Source organism: Kribbella sp. NPDC058245 (genome assembly GCF_042882005.1).
In the GTDB taxonomy this organism is placed as follows: Bacteria; Actinomycetota; Actinomycetes; order Propionibacteriales; family Kribbellaceae; genus Kribbella.
The window spans coordinates 1-19,815 of sequence record NZ_JBHVWY010000001.1 but is presented as its reverse complement, the minus strand read 5'-3'; the positions used below and the strand labels follow the sequence as shown (position 1 = coordinate 19,815).

Here is a 19,815-nt window from a genome sequence, read left to right as displayed (position 1 = left end):
AAGGGACAACTTGAAGGGAGATCCCCTCAAATTGCCGGGGAAGGGGACGGGCGGGACCGCGGTGGGGAGGGGACGGCGGGGAACTGCGGGGGCGAGGGGGTGAGGGGGGTGAGGGTTAGGCCATGGCTGCGGGGAGGGTGGCGGTCCAGGCCTCGCGGAGTTCGGTGAGGGAGATCTCGAACTGGTCCTGGATGTCCAGGGTGTCGCCGGTGAGGACGCCGATCTTGGTGTGCGGGAAGCGGCGGGCGGTGCACATGTCGGTGAAGCGGACCTCTTCAGTCCTCGGTACGGCGACCACCGCGCGACCGGCGGACTCCGCGAACAGGAAGAGGAACGGGTCCAGCCCGTCCGGCGCCCAGACCCGAGCGCCGACGCCACCCCGGAGGGCGGACTCGACCAGGGTCTGCGCGACGCCGCCGTCACTCACGTCGTGCGCGGCGTCGATCAGGCCGTCGCGAGAGGCGTTGATCAGGATGTCGGCGAGCTGCTGCTCGGCGGCCAGGTCGACGGCCGGCGGGCGGCCACCGAGGTGACCGTGGACGACGTGCGCCCACTCGGAACCGGACAGCTCCTCGGCGGTCTCACCGAGCAGGTAGAGCTGGTGGCCCTCCATCTCACCGGTGAAGCCGATCGGCGTCCGGCGGGTGACGTCGTCGATGACACCCAGGACGCCGATGACCGGCGTCGGCAGAATCGCCACCTCACCGGTCTGGTTGTAGAACGACACGTTGCCGCCGGTGACCGGGATGCCGAGCTCCTTGCAGCCGTCGACCAGGCCGCGGATCGCCTCGGTGAACTGCCACATGACGTCCGGGTCCTCGGGCGAACCGAAGTTCAGGCAGTCGGAGACGGCGACCGGACGGGCGCCGGTGGTGGCGACGTTGCGGAAGGACTCGGCCAGCGCGAGCTTGGCGCCGGTGTACGGGTCCAGCTTGGCGAAGCGGCCGTTGCAGTCGGTGGAGACCGCGACGCCGAGCCCGCTGGTCTCGTCGACGCGGATCATGCCGCTGTCCTCGGGCTGCGCGAGCACCGAGTTGCCGAGCACGTAGCGGTCGTACTGGTCGGTGACCCAGGACTTGTCGCACAGGTTCGGCGAGGCGACCAGCTGCAGCAGGGTGTCCCGCAGCTCCGCCGGAGTGGTTGCCCGCGGCAACTTCTCGGCGCCGTCGGCCTGCAGGTCGTCCTGCCAGGCCGGCCGCGCGAACGGACGGTTGTAGACCGGGCCTTCGTGCGCGACGGTCTCCGGCAGTACGTCGACGACGCGCTCGCCGTGCCAGTCGATCTCCAGCCGGCCGGTGTCGGTGACCTCACCGATCACGTCCGCCTGGACGTCCCACTTGGCGCAGATCTTCAGGAACTCCTCGACGTTGGCCGGCGTGACGCAAGCCATCATCCGCTCCTGGGACTCGCTCATCAGGATCTCCTCGGGAGACAGCGAGGCGTCCCGCAGCGGCACCTTGTCGAGCGAGACGCGCATACCGCCGTCGCCGGCGCTGGCCAGCTCCGAGGTCGCACAGGACAGACCGCCACCACCCAGGTCCTGGATGCCCTCGACGACCTTCGCGGCGAAGAGCTCGAGCGTGCACTCGATCAGCAGCTTCTCCATGAACGGGTCACCGACCTGGACGGCCGGCCGCTTGGTCGGGCCGCCCTCGGCGAAGGTCTCGCTGGCCAGGATCGAGACGCCGCCGATCCCGTCACCACCGGTCTTGGCGCCGTACAGGATCATCTGGTTGCCGACGCCGGTCGCGTTGGCCAGGTGCAGGTCCTCGTGCCGCATGACGCCGACACAGAGCGCGTTCACCAGCGGGTTGCCGATGTACGTCGGGTCGAAGACGACCTCGCCGCCGATGTTCGGCAGGCCGAGGCTGTTGCCGTAGCCACCGACACCGGAGACGATCCCGGGCAGTACGCGCTTGGTGTCCGGGGCGTCCAGCGGCCCGAACCGCAGCGGGTCCATCACCGCGACCGGGCGGGCGCCCATCGCGATGATGTCGCGGACGATGCCGCCGACCCCGGTGGCCGCGCCCTGGTAGGGCTCGACGTACGACGGGTGGTTGTGCGACTCGACCTTGAACGTGACCGCGTAGCCCTCGCCGATGTCGATCACGCCGGCGTTCTCGCCGATCCCGGCGAGCATCTTGCCGGCCGGGGTCTCCTGCGGGATCTCACCGAACCGCTTGAGGTGCACCTTGGACGACTTGTACGAGCAGTGCTCGCTCCACATCACCGAGTACATCGCCAGCTCGCAGCTGGTGGGACGCCGGCCCAGGATGTCGCGGATCCGCTGGTACTCGTCCGGCTTCAGTCCGAGCTCCGCCCACGGCTGCTCGACCTCCGGGGTGCTCTCGGCGTTGGTGACGGTGTCAGTCGACACTTTTGGACTCCTGCACTAGGTGGGACTCAGGTGAAACGGTACTGGGCTGCTGCCCGTCCAGCAGATGGGCGATCAGCATCGGTACGGCGAAGCCGGCCATGATCCCGGCCACGATGATGCCGACGTCGTTCAGCAGGCTGCCGGCCAGTCCGCAGACGGCCAGGGCGATCAGCGTCGGCCGGACCATCGGCGCGCTGACATAGAAGGCCCGGTACGACGCCGAGGGCACGCGGTCCGGGAGCACGGTGGCGAGCATGAGGAACACCACGGCGACCAGCAGCACCCAGCCCGCCGGGCTGTTGAACACCGCCAGCGCCGCCTGCAACTTGCGCACCAGAACGTCGGTCACGTCGCCCTCGAGCAGCCGGGCCACGAAGGCCCCGAAGTGACTCCGCTGCTCAGCAGGACGCCGGTAGTCGAGGTACGCGACCACAGACACAGCCAGTACGCCGGCCACGGCCACCGCGAGTAGTGCGCGCAGCGTGATGTTGCCGCGCCACGTCATCCACGCCATCAGCAGCACCGCCGGCGTCAGCCCGAGAATCCCGCCGAAGTCGGTCCCCCAGCCTGGGGTGCCGTCGATGACAAGCGCGATGCCTCCGATGACCAGTACGGCGAGCGCCGCCTGCACACGACTGCGGTTGAGCAGCTTCTGCGCGGCCCAGCCCGCCAGCACGAGGGCGGCGACAGCCAGGGTGGCGAAAGTCGAGTTGCCGAAGCCATAGAACCGGCCACCGAACACAGGTCCGTCGACGAACATGCTGCCGAGTTGCATCGGCGTACCGAGCAGGCCGTCGATCACGAGCACCAGATACGCACCCAGAGCCAGCCCCAGGTAGGCATAGCGCTTCAGGAACAGCATGGAGAGTGCTGCCGACAGTGCGCTGATTCCGATGGTCACGGCGTACAGAGCGACTCCTGGAGACGGCCAGCGCCACCAGACGGTCGCGGTGGCCAGGAAGACGGCGATGAAGAAGCCGGCCTGGGTCAGTAGCGCGAACGACGCAGCACGGCGAGCCCACACGCTCTTGCGCCGGACGAGGAACCAGCCGATGCACAGGATCATCAGAGCGGCCAGAGTGGCGGCCACAGCCTTCAGCACCGGACGCGGTTTCTCGTAGCGCTGGTTGGTGTCCAGCCGATCCTTGATGACCGCCGCTGCGTCGGTGTGGACGTCGCCGGTGAAGTGGATCTCGCTACCGCCCAACGGACCTGCCGTCTCGGCGCCGGCCGGATCCACCGCAGCTGCCTGGCCCCGCAGCACAGTGGCAGTGATGTCGGTCAGCTGGATCAGTCCGGGACGATGCGTCGAGTCGCTGGTCAGCCAGCGCGGACCGTTGTCTGGCGGCAACTGCATCGCCACCAGGGTCTGTTGGTGCGCATCGGCGAGCTCTTGAGCGACGCCGACCAGCAGCACCCATCCGCCCGCCCCACGGGCCTGGGCGACCAGCTCCGCGACCTTCCGGCGCGCTTCCTCGCGGCCCTCCCGCGGCGGCAACGCTCCGGCGTCGATGAACGCATCGCCACAGGCAGGGCTCGCCAGCTTCGGTACGTCGACGGTCGGTGACCAGTTGCTGACCGAGCCGTCCGACTTGGCCACTGCGATCGCTGCGCCCGGGCCGAAGCCACAGACCCGGTCCCGGCTGTCGCCCAGCCGGCCCAGCGGTGCACCGGTGTGGTGCGCGGCCTGACTGTCGAGGTAGGTCTGCCAATTAGCGACCTTGCCATCGATGACCGCGGGCAGCTCGGCACACGGACCGAGGTTGCCGTCCCAGGCGCGGGTGCCGGCGCTGATCGTCAGCCAGCCGTCCACAGGACAGGTGCGGGGACCGGCCGACTTCACGGAGATCGAACCGACATGCGACTGGTTCACCAGAGCGGTCAGTTCGGGTGACGCCTGTACGTCCTGCCAGGTCAACCCCGGTACGCCGATCACCACGACCTTCGCCAGGAGGTCGGTCGGCTGAGCGTTCGCCGTACCGGCTCCGGCGCAGGCCAGCAGGCCGGCGGTGGCGACAAAGAGGGTACGGAGCAGGAGGCGCCGCAGCCCTGAGCGTTCCATCAGGAGGCGACGACGGCCTTCAGCACCGAGGTGAAGAAGCCCAGGCCGTCCGTGGTCGGTCCGGTGAGAGTCTCGACGGCATGCTCGGGGTGCGGCATCAGGCCGACCACGTTGCCGCGCTCGTTGGTGATGCCGGCGATGTCGCGGTACGAACCGTTCGGGTTGCCGAGGTAGCGGGCGACCACGCGGCCTTCGCCTTCCAGCCGGTCCAGCGTCGCCTCGTCGGCGACGAACGAACCGTCCTGGTTCTTCAGCACGATGGTGATCTCGTGGTTCGCGTCGTAGTCGCTGGTCCAGGCGGTGCGGTTGTTCTCGATCCGCAGGCCCTGATCGCGGCAGACGAACTTGCGCAGGCTGTTCTTGATCAGCGCGCCGGGCAGCAGGTGCGACTCGCAGAGCACCTGGAAGCCGTTGCAGATCCCGAGCACCGGCAGGCCCTCACCGGCCTTCTTGATGATGGTCTCCATCACCGGGGCGAACCGGGAGATCGCACCGGCGCGCAGATAGTCGCCGTACGAGAAGCCGCCGGGCAGGACGACCGCGTCCACACCATGCAGGTCGGCGTCGCCGTGCCAGAGCGCGACCGCCTCGGCACCGGCCACCGCGGCCGCGCGCCGGGCGTCGGCGTCGTCCAGCGAGCCCGGGAAGGTGACGACCCCGACCTTCACTGATCAACACCGAACTGGTCGGACTCCACGTGCAGCGTGAAGTCCTCGATCACCGAGTTGGCCAGCAGCGTGTCGGCGGCCTTGCGGATCTCGGCGACCCGTTCCTCGGTCGCCTCGCCGTCCAGGGTGATCTCGAACCGCTTTCCCTGCCGGACGTCGGCCACGCCGTCGAAGCCGAGCCGGCCGAACGCGCCGTGCACCGCCTTGCCCTGCGGGTCGAGGATCTCGGGCTTGAGCATGACGTCGACGACAACGCGAGCCACTGACTACTCCAGGTCTCGTTCCGGGGTGACGCTGCGAATCCTACCGACCGGCGGCCCGGTTTCCCGCATCGGCGGACTATTCACTCAGTACATACACTGAAGGTATAGTGAAGCACATGTCCACCGCCGAACTCGTCCTGGGCCTGCTTTCGGCAGGTCCTGCGCACGGGTACGACGTGAAGCGCGGCCACGACAGCTGGTTCCCCCTCGGACGCCCATTGGCGTTCGGACAGGTGTACACGACGCTGGGCCGGCTGGAGCGCGACGGACTGGTCGAGGTGCTCGAGAAGACCTCCGGCGGCGGTCCGGACCGGACGATCTACGCACTCACCGACAAGGGCCGCAAGCACCTGTCCGACTGGCTGGCCGACCCCGTGCCGCCCGCCTGGGGCAGTGCGGACGAAGTACTGCGCAAACTCGTCGCAGCGATCCGGACCGGTGGTGACGCCACCGCCTTCCTGGCCCGGCAGCGCGCCAGTCACCTGCGCCGCATCCGCGAGCTGCAGGAGACCCCGGCCGGTCAGGACCCGACCTCCTCGGTCGTCCGCGACTACATCGTCGCCCACCTCGATGCCGACCTGCGTTGGCTCGATAGCGCTCTCGATCGTCTATCCGAGCAGGAGACCTCATGAACGCTCTTGAGCTCACCGACGTCGAGTTCGCATATCGGCGCAACACAGCCCTGCGTGGCGTCTCCCTGCAGGTCAAGGCCGGCGAGATCGTCGCGATCACCGGCGCCAGCGGCTGCGGCAAGTCCACTCTGCTGCACTGCGCGGCCGGCATCCTCACTCCGGACCGCGGCTCGGTCCGGGTGGACGGCCAGGACCTGGCGGCACTGTCACCGGATGACCGGGCCGGACTGCGCCGTACCAAGATCGGTGTCGTGCTGCAGTTCGGCCAGCTCGTGCCGGACCTGCCGCTGATCGACAACGTCGCCCTGCCGTTGCTGCTCGCCGGTCACCAGCGGTCTGAGGCCCACGAGCACGCACGCGAGTGGCTGACCCAGGTAGGCATCGCGAACGAGGCGGACGCCGTACCGTCCGAGCTGTCTGGTGGTCAGACGCAGCGGGCTGCCATTGCCCGAGCGCTGGTCACCGGGCCCTCCGTCGTACTGGCTGATGAGCCGACCGGCAGCCTGGACAGCCGCGCCGGCAAGGAGCTGCTCGATGTGCTGGTGAAGACCGCGCGGTACCGCGGTGCGGCTCTGGTGATGGTCACTCACGACAACCTCGTGGCTGCCGCTGCGAACCGTGAGGTCCGCCTGCGCGACGGTGTTGTCCAGCACGAGGTAGTCCTCTGATGAGGCTCGAGACCCAGCTACTCCTGGCCCGCTCCCGCACACCCGCGGACCGCAGTCGTGTCAAGCTGACCGTCGCCGCCCTGGGGCTCAGCGGCGCGCTACTCATCGGCGCCCTGCGGATCGCCCGGCTCGGCGGCGACCTCGACAACACGATTTACAGCAACTACGTCGCCGAGCCTGGCCTGCGCACCGGCCTGATCGCTGTACTGGTCATCCTGGCCGCACTGACCGCCGGGCTTGGCGCTCAGGCACTCCGGCTCGGCACTGCGGCCCGCGAACGCCGGATGACCGCGCTCCGGTTGGCAGGAGCTTCCAGCAAGCAGGTACGGCGGTTGTCCGTGACCGACGCGGCCATGGCGGGGTTGGCCGGCGGTCTGCTCGCGGGTCCGGTGTATCTCGTCCTCACCTTCGTCCTGGGATTGCTGCCCACCATGGCCCACGTCCTGCCCGGAGCAGAGGTCGTCGACGTGGGTGTCTGGATCCCGGTCGTCGTGGCGATGACTGCGGCCGGAGCGTTGATCGGCGGACTACTGCACGAGGACGAGCTGCCTCCGCGGGCGGAGACCCTGCTCGGAGCGCCCAGCAAGGCGGGCATCGTCACCGGAGTGGCGTTGATCGTCCTCGCAGTGCTCAGCGCGCCCTTCGTCGGCTACGTCGCCACCACGGCGCTCATCATCGGACTGGCGTTCACCATGCTCCACCTGAGCCGGCGGTGGCTCGGGGCGGTCGGCCGGTTCTTCGCCCGCTCCAGCGATCCGGTGAACCTGCTGGCTGGTGCACGCCTGGCCACCGACGCCCGGTCGTCGGCCCGGATGGGCACCTTGCTCGGCTGCTGCGGCTTCCTGGTCGGGGTGCTGCTCCGGGGCGCGTTGACGGTCGCCACCTCGGCGGGGTTCGAGGACCGCACCGAGTTCTTCCTGACCGGCTACACGATGGCGATCGTCGGCGTGGTGCTGGTGATGGGCGTCGCGATGGGAGCGCTGATCGTCGGTGTCGCCGACCAACTGGTCGACCAGCGCCGCCAGCTGGCCAGCCTGACCGCTTTGGGCGTCGACGCCGCTTTCCTGCGACGGATGATCACTCGCCAACTGGCCGCGGTCGGCGGACCGGCCCTGGCGATCGGGGCCGCCGCAGGCATGCTGCTCGGCCTGGACTACGCGAGCGGCATCGGAGGTGACCCCTTCAAGACGGTATTCCTGCTAGGCGCCTTGGCGGTGGCTTCCGGCGGCTGTCTGTTCGCCCTGGCCGGTGGCGTCCTGGCCGGCTACCTGCTTCGCAATCAACTGCGGGACGCACTCGATCCCGAGAATCTGAGGGCTGCCTGATGGCCACCATCCCGGTTCCGCTCTCCGTCCGGCCGCCGCTGCTGCTCGGCATCCCCAACCGGATCACGCTGGTCCGCACGGTGATCGCCATGGTGATCGCGGCGATCGCGTTCCGGACCCATGACCTGACGTGGCTGGTCGTGGGCTACGCGGCGTACTGGATCGGCGACATGGCCGACGGTGCGGTCGCCCGGTACCGCAACGAGGAGTCCGAGGGCGGTGCGGTGTTCGACATCGTCTGCGACCGCGCCTGCTCGTTCCTGCTGGCGGCTGCGTTCATGGCGGCGTTCCCGGAGACCATCGGGCCGCTGGCGATCTTCCTGGTGCAGTTCGGCGTGCTGGACACCATGCTGTCGCTGGCGTTCCTGCTCTGGCGCGGGACGCTCAGCCCGAACTACTTCTACAAGGTCGATGAGCCGATCTACCGGTGGAACTGGTCGAAGCCGGCCAAGGCGGTCAACACGGCCGCAGTGGTCGTCTCACTCGTCATCGCGCACCACACGGGCGCACAGTGGCTCCCCTACACGATTGCGATCGCGGCCTGCGTGGTGAAGGTCGCTTCGTCGTACCGGCTGATCGCGATCCTGCGCGGCCGCACACCCGCCGCACCGCGAGCGTGAAATGTTGGTGATTGCTCAGGCAACAACGCATAGCCTCGGGGGCATGTGGGTGTGGCAGCTGTTGCTGGCGATCGGGTTCGGGATCGGATCCGCCGTCGTACCGGTGATGAACGCCGAGGCGTACATCCTGGGCATCGGCGTCTCCGGTCGCCTCGACCCGGTGGTGGCCGCCATCGGAGTGTCGGTCGGGCAGACGATCGGCAAGATCGGCATGTTCCTCGCCGTCCGCTACCGCCCGGGCTACGCCGCGCGGAAGTCCAAGGAGCCGAAGCCGGTCAACCTGGACACCCGCTGGGGCCGGTTCGTGCAGTGGAACCGGGACCTCAGCAAGCGGCTGCTGGATGCGATGAGCGACCGCCGTCTGGGCATACCGGTCACGCTGCTGAGCGCACTCGTCGGCGTCCCACCCCTGTACGGCGTCGCCCTGATCGGCGGTGCCTCCCGGATGGGCGTGGTCAGCTTCGGCGCGTCCGTGCTGACCGGCCGCGGCGCCCGCTTCATCCTGCTGGCGCTGGGAGTGGGTCTGTTCTAGGCAGTGAAGGTGCGGCCGGTGAGCTGCTCGTAGGCCCCGATGTACGCCGAGCGGGTGCGCTCGATCACCTCGTCGGTCAACGGCGGCGGCGCCTCGCCGGAGTGCCGGTCCCAGCCCGACTCGTACTGCAGCCAGTCCCGGATGATCTGCTTGTCGTACGACGGCTGCAGCTGACCGGGCTTCCACTGGTCGGCCGGCCAGAACCGGCTCGAGTCCGGAGTGAGCACCTCGTCGGCCAGCACGATCGTCCCGTCCGGCCGGGCGCCGAACTCGAACTTGGTGTCGGCCAGGATGATGCCGCGCTCCTCGGCCATCGCCCTGGCGTGCGTGTAGATGTCCAGCGTCGTCTGCCGCAGCGCCGCGGCCGTCTCCGCACCGACGACCGCCACGACCGCGTCGTACGAGACGTTCTCGTCGTGCTCGCCCAGCTCGGCCTTGGTGGCCGGGGTGAAGATCGCCTCGTCGAGACGCGACGCCTCGACCAGTCCGGGCGGCAGCGGGATCTCACAGACCGTGCCGGTCGCCTGGTACTCCAGGAGGCCGGAGCCGGTCAGGTACCCACGAGCGACGCACTCGACCGGGAACATGTCCAGCTTCTCGCAGATGACCGCACGACCGGCGACCTCGGCCGGTACGTCGGTGGAGATGATGTGGTTGGGCACTCCGAGCTGCTCGAACCACCACAGGCTCATCGCTGTGAGCACCTTGCCCTTGTCCGGGATCGGTGTGCTGAGGATCCAGTCGAAGGCACTCTGCCGGTCGCTGGCCACCATCAGCAGCTCGCCGGACTCCAGCTCATACAGGTCGCGGACCTTGCCGGAGTGGATGTGCTTCGCACCGGGGATCTCAGGAGCCTGCAGGGGTGTGGTCACGCCCTGATCCTATCGACGGAGTGCTGCCGCCCCACGAGCCACCAGCGCACCTGCGGCCATCAGCGCGTCCCGCGCCCCGCGAGCGAGCGGATTCTCCAGCTGGCCGAGCTGACCGATCTGACGGGACCGCTTGACCAGTTTGGTGGCCGCCGGACGCCGCTCGGCGTCGTACCGGGTCAGTGCGGTCGCTGTATCCGGTGCTGCGGTCAGATGCCGGGCCAGAGCGCCAGCGTCCTCGATGGCGGTGCACGCGCCGCGTCCCATGTTCGGTGTCATGGCGTGAGCCGCGTCACCGAGCAGAGCGATCCGTCCGGCCGCGAACGGGACCAGCGGCAGGGGCAGGTCGTAGATGTCGTTCTGCAACGCCGTGCCGGTCGCGGCCAGGATCTCTGGGATCGGGTCGTGCCAGCTGCCGTACTGGCGGATCACTGCGGCCAGGTCGCCACCCTGTCCGGCCGGCTGATTGGCAGTGGCGTACCAGTACGCGCGGCCGTCGATCAGCTGAGCGACCCCGAAGCGCTGCGCCTTTCCCCAGGTCTCACCACCATCAGTCGCCAGTACGTCGGCAATCCCCCGGTACGCCGTATAGCCGGAGTACCGCGGTCCGGCGTACTGCGGGTAGAGCGCGGTGCGGATCACACTGCGCAGTCCGTCAGCCGCGACGACCAGGTCTGCCCGCAGCTCGTCGTTGATCAGTACGCCGGTGTCGTCCTGCGTCACGGTCTTCACCTCGTAGCCGGTCCGGACTGTCACGGCCGGACCGAACTCAGCGGTGATCAGCTCGTGCAACCGCGGCCGGTGGATCATCACCGGCAGCTCGACCCCTAGATCTGCCGCACCGACCAGCCAGCGACCACTCGGCTTCCGCAGCCCGACCGGACCAGACAGTGCACCCGCCTGCTCGATCCCCTTGACCCCGAGCTCGGTCAGCACCGCAGCCGCTCCCGGCCAGACCGAGATCCCGGCACCGACTTCTCCTAGCGCGGCCGCGCGCTCCAGCACCGTGACCTCCCAGCCACAGTGCTGCAGCGCCACCGCCGCGGTGATCCCACCGATTCCCGCTCCCACCACGATCGCCGTACTCATGCTGGCGACTCTACATCTGTAGAGGCCAGCTCGGAAGTGGTCGCTGGGAAGTGCGAGACTGCGGGCGTGACGAAGCAGGTGCCACTGGGGACGGATCGCCGGGATGCCATCGCCGACGCCGCGATCCGGCTGGTCGCCACTCGCGGACTGCGGGGGCTCACCCACCGGGCGGTCGACGGCGAGGCCGGGCTGCCGCCGGGCTCCACGTCGTACTACCTACGCACCCGCAGCGCGCTGCTGACCGCCTGCGTGAACCGGATGCTTACCCGCGACCTGGAGACGGTCGCCCCACCCCAGACCGAGCTGGCGCCAAGTGAGCTGGTGGTCGCGATGGTTCTTGGGCTGGCCGCCGAGCGGCCGGACGATCTGATCGCGCGCTACGAGCTCTCACTGGAGGCGAGTCGGCAGCCTGAGCTGCGGTCCGCGATCGACGCCGGCGGACGGCAGTTGCGAGTGATGCTCGGCCAACTGCTCACGGCGCTCGGCGTACCGGATCCGGAGCGGGCCGCCTGGCCGCTGGCCGCAATGCTGGACGGTCTCCTGTACGACCGCGTCGCCGGAGCCGGATCCACGCTCTCGGAGGCCGACTACGAGGACGGCGTACGACGTACTGTCGGGGCGGTACTGGATGGGCTGGTCAGAGGCGGTCCGTCAGCGTGACCCAGCTGAAGTAGCCGGAGCCGAGCAGTACGCCGATGTGGCCGAGGAGCGAGAGTCCGGCCCCGGAGCCCCAGGCGTCACCACGAGTGTGTTCGGAATGTTTGCCGCCGCTGGGCAGCCAACGGGCCAGAAGCAACAATCCGACGATCGCGAGCAACCACCACCCGGCCAGCCCTAAGAGAGCGATCTCACTCCGACCGGTGACCATGGCAACGATCCAGACCAGCAGCGTGAGCACGCCCACGATGGTGTGGATCCGTAGCAGGGCAGCCGAATACCCGGCATTTCCGCTCGACTTGCCGGTGCCGTCGACCACCGCACCTCCGAGCCGGACGCGCGTCAACAGCACGACGACCGCACCGAGCGCGGTCAGGAACCAGGTGACGTTCGACCATTCCACGCCCAGATGCTTACCCCACTCCACACCTGTCACACCACCCCTCGCAACGAAACGCCCGGCGAGTGGACACACTCGCCGGGCGTTCGTCAGCTAGCCGGGTTGCCCCGAACTCTGCTGCCCCGGAGTCTGCTGCCCAGGCGGCACTTGCTGCCCAGGTACCTGCTGACCCGGCACCTGCTGACCTGGCACCTGCTGGCCGTTGCCCGGAAACTGCCGGAACCCACCCGGCCCACCGAACTGCGTCGGCGTGGTCGAGCTCCCGTCCCACGCGTGGCCGACCGCCATCCCACCAAGGAAGGCGAGCACCGCCACGAGTGAGCCCGCTCCCGCCAGCACCAATCCGCTGGGCCGGGCACTCGGCGCAGCAGCCGGGGCCTGCGCCTGAGATTGCGCCTGAGATTGCGGCTGAGATTGCGGCTGGGATTGAGGCTGGGATTGAGGCTGCTGCTGAGCCTGGGCGGGGAACTGAGGATTCGTCATCAAATGCTCCTAGTTGCTGGTCAGGTCGTAGACGGTGTAGGTGCCGACGGTCTGGGCCTGGAAGTTCTGCGACACCCAGGTCGAGATCTCCGACGAGGTCCCGCCGCGTCCGCCACCGAATCCGCCGCTACTACCACCGACGAAGTAGTGAACCTTGCCCTGGGCAACCAGTTCCTTGAACTGCGCGAGACTGGGCGCCGGGTCGGTTCCGTTGAACCCGCCGATCGACATGATCGGCACTTCGGCCGCGATCTGCAGCGGTGCGGCACCGTTCGCGGTCACCGCGGCAGCGGCCCACTGGTAGCCCGTGGCCCCTTGCTGCAACAGCGTCACCATCTCGGCCGACACGCTGCTGATCCCGCCGCCACCAAGGAACCCGCCGGCTCCACCGCCACGGGTGGGCGCCGTACCAGTCGTCGCACCACCAGGCGCCGTACCGGTAGCACCACCGGGCGCCGTACCGGTAGCACCACCCGGCGCCGTACCGGTTCCGGTTTGCCCAGGCGGGCGCTGGAATCCACCGCCACCACCGCGGCCACCCATGCCACCGGCACCCGCGGGTCCGGCCGTCGGAATCGCCCCGGCGTGCGCCGTCGCGATCGTGCTCACCGAATACGCCGTCGGCCCGGCCAGCGCGGTCACCACAAGCAGTGCACCTGTGGCCAACCCAGCCCGCCGCGCGACCTTCCGGTTGAACCCGAGCTCAGGCACCATCAACACGGCGCCAGCCGCCAGCGCACCGGTCACGAGCACAACCCAGCGCAGCCAGGGATTCCACGTCGGCGTCGCGTTCAGCAACGCGAAGCTCCATCCCGCCGTCAGCAGGATCCCGCCCGCGAGCGTTGCCCGCGGCAACCATTCGGTACGGCGTCGCCACAGCACCATCATCGCCGCACCGATCACGGCTCCGATGGCCGGCGCCAGCGCGACCATGTAGTAGCTGTGGATGATTCCCTGCATGAAGCTGAACACCAGCCCGGTCACGACCAGCCAGCCGCCCCACAGAATCGTGAAGGCGCGAGTGCGATCCGTCCGCGGCGCCTTGCCGGCAGCAACAACCAGTACGACGGTCGCGAGCAACGCAGCCGGCAGCAACCAGGCGATCTGTGATCCGAACTCACCACCGAACAACCGCTGCAGTCCAGTTGCGCCACCCCAGCCGGGATTGCCGACGCCACCACCGACCGAGCCGGACTCGTTTCCGCTCAGTCGTCCAAGCCCGTTGTAGCCAAGGGTCAACTCAAGAATGCTGTTGGTCGACGAACCACCGACCCACGGCCGCGCCGAGGCCGGCACGAGCTCTACGATCGCGATCCACCAACCAGCACTGACGATCATCGCCACCAGTGCCAGCACACTGTGCACAACCCGCTTCCCGAGCGCGGGCTTGCCAGCCACGAGATACGCCAGCCCGAACGCGGGCAGGACCAGGAACGCCTGCAACATCTTCGCCAGGAACCCGAACCCGACCAGCGCACCGGCCAGCATCATCCATCGCGCTGCGTGCTTCTCCGAGTCGATCGCCCGGGTGACCGCCCACGCACCGGCACACAGCAGCATGATCAGCAGCGCGTCCGGGTTGTTGAACCGGAACATCAGGACGGCGACCGGAGTCAACGCAAGGATGCCTCCGGCAAGCAATCCGGCGTTGGCCGAGAACCAGCGCCGTACCGACGCGTAGACGAAAGCGACGCTCGCGACACCCATCAACGCTTCGGGGACCAGCATGCTCCAGCTGTTGAAGCCGAAGATCCGGCCGGACAGCCCCATCACCCACAGCGCGCCCGGCGTCTTGTCGACGGTGATGAAGCTCGACGAGTCGAACGCCCCGAAGAACCAGGCCTTCCAGCTCGTCGAACCCGCCTGGACGGCGGCTGCGTAGTACTCGTTGGCGTAGCCGTTCTTGGACAAGCCCCACAGATACGCGATCGCGGTCAGAGCCAGCAGGCCGCCGTACAGGACCTTGTCCCGACTGAGCGTGAGTGGCCTCGCGACCACGCGTGGTCTGGATTCGGTCAGTGTCGCCATGTCAACTGCTCCTGAGGTTCGAGGGTGGGGAGGGTGGGTGCGTCATCGTCGAAGACCCAGGCTTGGAAGAGGCTGAACCGGACTACGGTCGCGGCGAGGTTCGCCACTGTCAGGACGGTCACCTCGACCGCTTGGTGCGGCGTGGAGACCGCGGTGTGCAGCAGCCACAGGGCACACGCGGTCAGGCTCCAGCCGATGCCGAAGGTGACGAGGCCGCGCAGCTGATGCCGCCATCGACCCTCGACCCCGCGGACACCAAAGGTGATCCGTCGATTGAGTGCGGTGTTGCCGACCGCGGTGATCAGCAACGCGAGCAGGTTGGCGATCTGCGCCGGCATGCCCTGCCGCAGGACGAGATAGAGCAGCGCATAAGCCAACGTGCTCAGTACGCCGATCGCGCAGAACCGGAGCACCCGCGCGGCGAACGCCGTCCGTGGATCGAGTACCCGCGGCCGTCCGAATGTCGCCCGCACCGGCTCGAGGTCGACCCGGGTCCGGGCCAGCCGGGCGATCCCGCGCAGGTCCTCACCGACCGTCTTGGCGATCGCGACCCGGGAGTCCAGGTCGTCGATCCAGTCGACCGGGACCTCGTGGATCCGCAGGCCGGCGCGCTCGGCCAGCACGAGCAGCTCGGTGTCGAAGAACCAGCCGGTGTCCTCGACGTACGGGAGCAGTTCGCGCGCCACGTCCGCGCGGATCGCCTTGAATCCACACTGGGCATCGGAGAAGTGTGTGCTCAGAGTTGCCCTGAGCAACAGGTTGTAGGACCGGCTGATGAACTCGCGCTTCGGCCGCCGGACCACCCGCGACCCGTTCGACAACCGGGTGCCGATGGCAACATCACTGTGCCCGGCGAACAGCGGTGCCACCAAGGGCAGCAGGGCGTTCAGATTCGTGGACAGATCCACGTCCATATAGGCGAGCACGTCCGCAGTCGACTCCGACCAGACCTGCTTCAGCGCACGCCCACGCCCCGACTGGTCGATCCGGACCACCCGGACCCCGGGCAGTTCGGTCGCCAGCAGCGTGCCGATCTCGTAGGTCGCGTCCGTGCTTCCGTTGTCAGCGATGCAGACCTCGGCCTGGTACGGAAAGGCGGTGTCCAGGAACTCCCGTAGCCGCCGGATATTCGGGCCGAGGTCGTGTTCCTCGTTCTTGACGGGTACGACGATCTCGACCCGAGGATGACCTGATGTCTGCATGGCTTCGATGCTGTCGGGCGAACCTGAAACGGTTGTTGGGTGTAGCTGGCAGTTCACTGGGAGTCGCGACATGCGCCGCCGGGCGGGATGGCGATAGGCACTCTAAAGTGGCAGCAACTTCCACTTTCCGCCTGGGGGCACCATGGTCGAGTCTGCTGCGCAACGTTTTGCCCGCATCACCAGTGCCGAGCGACCCGCAGCGCCGCAGGTCGTGATGGAACGCGCGGTCGTCCTCGGCGCGAGCATGGCCGGCCTGATGGCGGCCCGGGTGCTCAGCGACCACGCCGACGAGGTGCTGATCATCGAGCGGGACACGACCGGCGACTCGACCGACCCGCGTCCCGGCGTACCGCAGGGCAGTCAGGTGCACGCGCTGCTGCCGGCCGGACATGCCCAGCTGGATCGCTGGTTCCCTGGGTTCTCCGCGGAGTGTCTGGCCGCGGGCGCGACCAACCCGCCACCGGAGCAGAGCCGGACCTACATCAACGGTGAGCTCCGGCCGGGACCGCCGGGCTCGATCGGTGCGGCACTGATCAGTACCCGTCCGTTCCTCGAGTCGATGGTCCGCCGCCGTACCCTCGAGATCGGCAACATCCGCCTCGTGCACGGCCGCGCGGACGGCATCGACATCGCCGGCGACCGGGTCGCTGCCGCTCGCTATCAGCCCGAAGGCACCGCCGGACCGGAGTCGGTCGTCACCGTGCCGGCCGACCTGGTCGTCGACGCGACCGGCCGTTCGAGCCGGCTCAGCGACTGGCTCGGTGCGGCCGGCTGGCCGCAGCCGACGATGCACCGGATGCCGATCAAGCTCAACTACGCCAGCGCCTTGTTCCGGCGTGACCCGAAGGTCTCCGAGATCGGCGTCTCGATCGCGCAGAACCAGCCCGGCAGTGGCCGGCCGCTTCGTCAGGGCGGCATCCTCTCCGTCGAGGACGACCGCTGGCTCGTGCTCGTCGCCGGGTACGCCGACGACCGGCCGACCCGCGACATCGAGGACTTCCGCAAGCGGTGCCGCTCGGACTACCCGACCGAGTTCGCGCAGATCGCCGAGCACGGCGAACTGCTCGGCGAGGTGAACACCTACCACCAGGCCGACAGCCGGCGCCGGGACTATCACGCGCTGGAGCGGATCCCGGCCGGGTTGTTCGTGGCCGGGGACGCGGTCGCGTCGTTCAATCCGCTCTACGGACAGGGGATGACGTCGGCGACCCTGCATGCGTCGTGTCTGTCGGCGTATCTGTCCGAAGGACCTGACCTGACGCAGCCGGCGCGCTCGTACTTCGACGACGTCAACGTGGTCGTCGATGTCGCCTGGCAGCTCTCGACACTGGCCGACCTCGCGCTACCGCACGTCGACGGGCCGTATCCGCGCGGATACAAGCTGACGAAGTGGTTCTCCAGCCTGATCTTCGCCGCGACCGCGAAGGACGCCGACCTGAACGTCCAGTTCAACCGGGTCACCACGATGCTCGACCATCCGGCCGCGCTCGCCCGGCCGCAGTTCATCCTGCGGGCGCTTCGGTTCGCGCTGCTACCGAGTACGACGTAGCCAGAGCAGCCCGAGGACGGGAAGCACCAGCGGCACGAACCCGTACCCCTGGCCGAAGTGCGACCACACCGTCGCGTCCGGGAAGTCCTCCGGTACGGCGTAACTGAACGCGCCCACACCCAGTACGCCGATCAGCTCGATCGCGATCGCGATGGTCGCGACTCGACGCGACACCACGGTCGCTTTCGCGAGGGCGAACGTCGCCGCGCAGTAGATGACCGCGGCGACCGCTGAGAGCAGGTAGGCGATCGGCGCATCCGAGAACTGGATCGCGATCTGCACGCCCGCGCGGGCAGTCGCGGCCAGCGCGAAGACGCCGTACACGAGGATGAGGATCCGGCCAGGACCGTGCCTGGTCGCCTCTGGCGCCCTCATGCGACCCAGATGTCGTGCAGTCGGAGTTCGAGGACTGGAACCACCAGGCAGGCGATAGCTAGCGCACCCGCTCCCCAGCGGCTGCTGTCGCCCAGCGCCCAGAGCGCGCCGACCGGCAGGATCAGCAGCGAGCCGATCAGGTAGCCGACGAAGAACGGTCCGGAGACATCGCGGTCAGTACCGACCAGCTGGACGATCCCGACCACCAGTTGCGCGAGCAGGGCGACCTCGATCACGCCGAGGGCGCCGAGCACCGGCCAGTCGATCCGCTTGTTCCGGGCGGCAAGCACGACGGCGTACACCATCGCGAGAAGGCTGAGCGCCACCAGCGCCCAGGTCAGCGGTTCGAACACGAGCTAGAGGATGTCACCCGGGTTGTAGGCAGCCGCCTCCGGGTAGCGCTTGGCGAGCTCGTCGATGCGCGCGACAACCGTGCCGACCTGGGCAACCGCAGCACCGGTGAAGGACAGCGGCTCGCCGACGATGCCGACGATCTGCTCCTCGGTCAGCCCGAGCCGGCCGTCCGTGCCGAGGCGGTGGAACAGGTCGTTCGCGGCCAGGCCCTTGCGCAGGTCGAGGGCGGTCGCGACCGCGTGCTCCTTGATGACCTCGTGGGCGGTCTCGCGGCCGACACCGTTCTTCACCGCGGCCATCAGGACCTTGGTGCTCGTGAGGAACGGCAGGTACCGCTCGAGCTCCCGGCTGACCACGGCCGGGTAGACCCCGAACTCGTCGAGCACGGTCAGGAACGTCTCGAACAACCCGTCCAGCGCGAAGAACGCATCCGGCAGGGCAACCCGCCGTACAACGGAACAGAAGACGTCGCCCTCGTTCCACTGGTTGCCGGCCAGCTCGCCGGTCATCGACGCGTAGCCGCGCAGGATGACGGCCAGCCCGTTGACACGCTCACAGGACCGGGTGTTCATCTTGTGCGGCATCGCGGAGGAACCGACCTGGCCCTCCTTGAAGCCCTCGGTGACCAGCTCGTGCCCGGCCATCAGCCGGATCGTGGTGGCCAGGCTCGACGGCCCGGCCGCCAGCTGCACCAGCGCGGTCACGACGTCGTAGTCGAGGGACCGCGGGTAGACCTGGCCGACGCTGGTCAGCGTGTGGCTGAAGCCGAGGTGCTGGGCGATGTCGCTCTCCAGCTTGTCGAGCTTGGCCGGGTCCCCACCGAACAGGTCGAGCATGTCCTGCGACGTCCCGACCGGGCCCTTGATCCCGCGCAGCGGGTAGCGCTCGATCAGCTCCTCGAGCCGTCCGATCGCGACCAGCAGCTCATCGGCCGCGGACGCGAACCGCTTGCCGAGCGTGGTCGCCTGCGCGGCCACGTTGTGCGACCGCCCGGTCATCACCAGCGCCGCGTGGTCGGCCGCCTTCTGCCCGAGCCGTACGGCGGTCGCCACCGCGCGATCGCGGACGAGCTCGAGCCCGGCCCGGATCTGCAGCTGCTCGACGTTCTCGGTCAGGTCCCGGCTCGTCATGCCCTTGTGGATGTGCTCGTGCCCGGCGAGCGCGCTGAACTCCTCGATCCGAGCCTTCACGTCGTGCCGCGTGACCCGCTCCCGGGCCGCGATCGACTCCAGGTCGACCTGGTCCACGACCCGCTCGTAGTCCTCGACGACCCCATCCGGTACGTCGACCCCAAGCTCCTTTTGTGCCTTCAGGACCGCGAGCCACAGCTGCCGCTCGAGCACGATCTTGTGCTCCGGCGACCACAGCCGCGCCATCGTCAGACTGGCGTAGCGGGAGGCGAGAACGTTCGGGATGCGGGGCTTCACAGGGCTCGACACGCCCCCATTCTCCCAGACCCCACCGCCCCACCTGCACAGGCCGCATCCGTCCCGAACAGCCCCCAGAATTTCAGGGGATATCCGTGGAGCTTGACCCTTCTCCCCTCAAATTTTGAGGGGAGAACCAGGGCGGAATCCATCGGTGGAAGCAACGGGTTCATGCTGCTGCCGGGTTGGCGAGCAGGTCGGCCAGCGCTTGGGCTGGGGTTTTCAGTTGGAGTGT

At 68.5% G+C, this 19,815-nt stretch carries 20 protein-coding genes; 7 read left to right on the top strand and 13 right to left on the bottom strand.

Annotated features, from left to right (window positions below):
• Positions 1-115: 115 nt before the first annotated feature.
• Genes purL through purS form a run of 4 tightly spaced genes read right to left on the bottom strand, consistent with a single transcriptional unit; the run spans position 116 to position 5,370 of the window.
• Positions 116-2,377: a phosphoribosylformylglycinamidine synthase subunit PurL gene (purL, locus tag ACFVWG_RS00100; RefSeq protein WP_391540901.1), complete on the bottom strand. Its 2,262-nt coding sequence runs from the start codon at positions 2,375-2,377 to the stop codon at positions 116-118.
• Complete coding sequence (locus ACFVWG_RS00095; protein WP_391540900.1) at positions 2,367-4,439, bottom strand: hypothetical protein; 2,073 nt, start codon at positions 4,437-4,439, stop codon at positions 2,367-2,369. Before ACFVWG_RS00095 ends, purL begins: the two co-directional genes overlap by 11 nt.
• Positions 4,439-5,107: a phosphoribosylformylglycinamidine synthase subunit PurQ gene (gene purQ, locus ACFVWG_RS00090; protein ID WP_391540899.1), complete on the bottom strand. Its 669-nt coding sequence runs from the start codon at positions 5,105-5,107 to the stop codon at positions 4,439-4,441. The genes ACFVWG_RS00095 and purQ overlap by 1 nt, the downstream gene beginning before the upstream one ends.
• A complete protein-coding gene (purS, locus tag ACFVWG_RS00085) occupies positions 5,104-5,370 on the bottom strand; it encodes a phosphoribosylformylglycinamidine synthase subunit PurS (RefSeq protein WP_391540898.1) in 267 nt (88 codons plus the stop codon). The genes purQ and purS overlap by 4 nt, the downstream gene beginning before the upstream one ends.
• A 116-nt stretch (positions 5,371-5,486) precedes the next feature.
• Between purS and ACFVWG_RS00080 the strand changes: the two genes are divergently transcribed.
• From ACFVWG_RS00080 to ACFVWG_RS00060, 5 genes are read left to right on the top strand one after another with little or no spacing between them, the layout of a single operon-like run.
• On the top strand, positions 5,487-6,002 hold the full coding sequence (locus ACFVWG_RS00080) for a PadR family transcriptional regulator (RefSeq protein WP_391540897.1): 516 nt from the start codon (positions 5,487-5,489) through the stop codon (positions 6,000-6,002).
• On the top strand, positions 5,999-6,670 hold the full coding sequence (locus tag ACFVWG_RS00075) for an ABC transporter ATP-binding protein (RefSeq protein ID WP_391540896.1): 672 nt from the start codon (positions 5,999-6,001) through the stop codon (positions 6,668-6,670). The genes ACFVWG_RS00080 and ACFVWG_RS00075 overlap by 4 nt, the downstream gene beginning before the upstream one ends.
• A complete protein-coding gene (locus ACFVWG_RS00070) occupies positions 6,670-7,995 on the top strand; it encodes a hypothetical protein (protein WP_391540895.1) in 1,326 nt (441 codons plus the stop codon). The genes ACFVWG_RS00075 and ACFVWG_RS00070 overlap by 1 nt, the downstream gene beginning before the upstream one ends.
• Positions 7,995-8,615 (top strand): CDP-alcohol phosphatidyltransferase family protein, encoded by a 621-nt coding sequence (locus ACFVWG_RS00065; RefSeq protein ID WP_391540894.1) that lies wholly within the window; start codon positions 7,995-7,997, stop codon positions 8,613-8,615. The genes ACFVWG_RS00070 and ACFVWG_RS00065 overlap by 1 nt, the downstream gene beginning before the upstream one ends.
• Before the next feature lie 43 nt (positions 8,616-8,658).
• Positions 8,659-9,147, top strand: a complete 489-nt coding sequence (locus tag ACFVWG_RS00060; RefSeq protein WP_391540893.1) for a hypothetical protein — start codon at positions 8,659-8,661, stop codon at positions 9,145-9,147.
• Here the strand turns inward: ACFVWG_RS00060 and ACFVWG_RS00055 are convergent.
• Positions 9,144-10,019: a phosphoribosylaminoimidazolesuccinocarboxamide synthase gene (locus ACFVWG_RS00055; protein ID WP_391540892.1), complete on the bottom strand. Its 876-nt coding sequence runs from the start codon at positions 10,017-10,019 to the stop codon at positions 9,144-9,146. The genes ACFVWG_RS00060 and ACFVWG_RS00055 overlap by 4 nt on opposite strands.
• A 9-nt stretch (positions 10,020-10,028) precedes the next feature.
• Positions 10,029-11,105 carry an FAD-dependent monooxygenase gene (locus ACFVWG_RS00050; RefSeq protein ID WP_391540891.1) on the bottom strand — a complete coding sequence of 359 codons (1,077 nt, stop codon included), beginning with the start codon at positions 11,103-11,105 and terminating at the stop codon, positions 10,029-10,031.
• Positions 11,106-11,171: 66 nt separating this feature from the next.
• Between ACFVWG_RS00050 and ACFVWG_RS00045 the strand changes: the two genes are divergently transcribed.
• Complete coding sequence (locus tag ACFVWG_RS00045) at positions 11,172-11,765, top strand: TetR/AcrR family transcriptional regulator (RefSeq protein WP_391540890.1); 594 nt, start codon at positions 11,172-11,174, stop codon at positions 11,763-11,765.
• On the opposite strand, the gene ACFVWG_RS00040 is transcribed toward ACFVWG_RS00045, so the two are convergent.
• From ACFVWG_RS00040 to ACFVWG_RS00025, 4 genes are all read right to left on the bottom strand, one after another.
• Positions 11,743-12,165 carry a hypothetical protein gene (locus tag ACFVWG_RS00040; protein ID WP_391540889.1) on the bottom strand — a complete coding sequence of 141 codons (423 nt, stop codon included), beginning with the start codon at positions 12,163-12,165 and terminating at the stop codon, positions 11,743-11,745. The genes ACFVWG_RS00045 and ACFVWG_RS00040 overlap by 23 nt on opposite strands.
• 90 nt (positions 12,166-12,255) lie before the next feature.
• Positions 12,256-12,645, bottom strand: a complete 390-nt coding sequence (locus ACFVWG_RS00035; RefSeq protein ID WP_391540888.1) for a hypothetical protein — start codon at positions 12,643-12,645, stop codon at positions 12,256-12,258.
• A 9-nt stretch (positions 12,646-12,654) separates the two neighbouring features.
• On the bottom strand, positions 12,655-14,673 hold the full coding sequence (locus ACFVWG_RS00030; protein WP_391540887.1) for a glycosyltransferase family 39 protein: 2,019 nt from the start codon (positions 14,671-14,673) through the stop codon (positions 12,655-12,657).
• Positions 14,661-15,875, bottom strand: a complete 1,215-nt coding sequence (locus tag ACFVWG_RS00025; protein ID WP_391540886.1) for a glycosyltransferase — start codon at positions 15,873-15,875, stop codon at positions 14,661-14,663. The genes ACFVWG_RS00030 and ACFVWG_RS00025 overlap by 13 nt, the downstream gene beginning before the upstream one ends.
• A gap of 142 nt (positions 15,876-16,017) precedes the next feature.
• On the opposite strand from ACFVWG_RS00025, the gene ACFVWG_RS00020 reads away from it, so the two are divergent.
• Complete coding sequence (locus ACFVWG_RS00020; RefSeq protein WP_391540885.1) at positions 16,018-17,424, top strand: FAD-dependent oxidoreductase; 1,407 nt, start codon at positions 16,018-16,020, stop codon at positions 17,422-17,424.
• Here the strand turns inward: ACFVWG_RS00020 and ACFVWG_RS00015 are convergent.
• Genes ACFVWG_RS00015 through purB form a run of 3 tightly spaced genes read right to left on the bottom strand, consistent with a single transcriptional unit; the run spans position 17,407 to position 19,592 of the window.
• Entirely contained in the window at positions 17,407-17,799 is a 393-nt protein-coding gene (locus tag ACFVWG_RS00015) for a hypothetical protein (protein ID WP_391540884.1), read from the bottom strand. The two genes, ACFVWG_RS00020 and ACFVWG_RS00015, sit on opposite strands and share 18 nt — an antisense overlap.
• Entirely contained in the window at positions 17,796-18,152 is a 357-nt protein-coding gene (locus tag ACFVWG_RS00010) for a hypothetical protein (protein ID WP_391540883.1), read from the bottom strand. Before ACFVWG_RS00010 ends, ACFVWG_RS00015 begins: the two co-directional genes overlap by 4 nt.
• Before the next feature lie 3 nt (positions 18,153-18,155).
• Entirely contained in the window at positions 18,156-19,592 is a 1,437-nt protein-coding gene (gene purB, locus ACFVWG_RS00005) for an adenylosuccinate lyase (RefSeq protein WP_391540882.1), read from the bottom strand.
• Positions 19,593-19,815 lie beyond the last annotated feature (223 nt).

What these genes read in the sequence shown, in the direction of transcription:
- ACFVWG_RS00065 (WP_391540894.1), top strand. Translation starts at nt 7,995, where the DNA reads ATGGCCACCATCCCGGTTCCGCTCTCCGTCCGGCCGCCGCTGCTGCTC.
- ACFVWG_RS00050 (WP_391540891.1), bottom strand. Translation starts at nt 11,105, where the DNA reads ATGAGTACGGCGATCGTGGTGGGAGCGGGAATCGGTGGGATCACCGCG.
- ACFVWG_RS00060 (WP_391540893.1), top strand. Translation starts at nt 8,659, where the DNA reads ATGTGGGTGTGGCAGCTGTTGCTGGCGATCGGGTTCGGGATCGGATCC.
- ACFVWG_RS00075 (WP_391540896.1), top strand. Translation starts at nt 5,999, where the DNA reads ATGAACGCTCTTGAGCTCACCGACGTCGAGTTCGCATATCGGCGCAAC.
- ACFVWG_RS00070 (WP_391540895.1), top strand. Translation starts at nt 6,670, where the DNA reads ATGAGGCTCGAGACCCAGCTACTCCTGGCCCGCTCCCGCACACCCGCG.
- ACFVWG_RS00080 (WP_391540897.1), top strand. Translation starts at nt 5,487, where the DNA reads ATGTCCACCGCCGAACTCGTCCTGGGCCTGCTTTCGGCAGGTCCTGCG.
- ACFVWG_RS00020 (WP_391540885.1), top strand. Translation starts at nt 16,018, where the DNA reads ATGGTCGAGTCTGCTGCGCAACGTTTTGCCCGCATCACCAGTGCCGAG.
- ACFVWG_RS00030 (WP_391540887.1), bottom strand. Translation starts at nt 14,673, where the DNA reads ATGGCGACACTGACCGAATCCAGACCACGCGTGGTCGCGAGGCCACTC.
- ACFVWG_RS00025 (WP_391540886.1), bottom strand. Translation starts at nt 15,875, where the DNA reads ATGCAGACATCAGGTCATCCTCGGGTCGAGATCGTCGTACCCGTCAAG.
- ACFVWG_RS00035 (WP_391540888.1), bottom strand. Translation starts at nt 12,645, where the DNA reads ATGACGAATCCTCAGTTCCCCGCCCAGGCTCAGCAGCAGCCTCAATCC.
- ACFVWG_RS00015 (WP_391540884.1), bottom strand. Translation starts at nt 17,799, where the DNA reads ATGAGGGCGCCAGAGGCGACCAGGCACGGTCCTGGCCGGATCCTCATC.
- ACFVWG_RS00095 (WP_391540900.1), bottom strand. Translation starts at nt 4,439, where the DNA reads ATGGAACGCTCAGGGCTGCGGCGCCTCCTGCTCCGTACCCTCTTTGTC.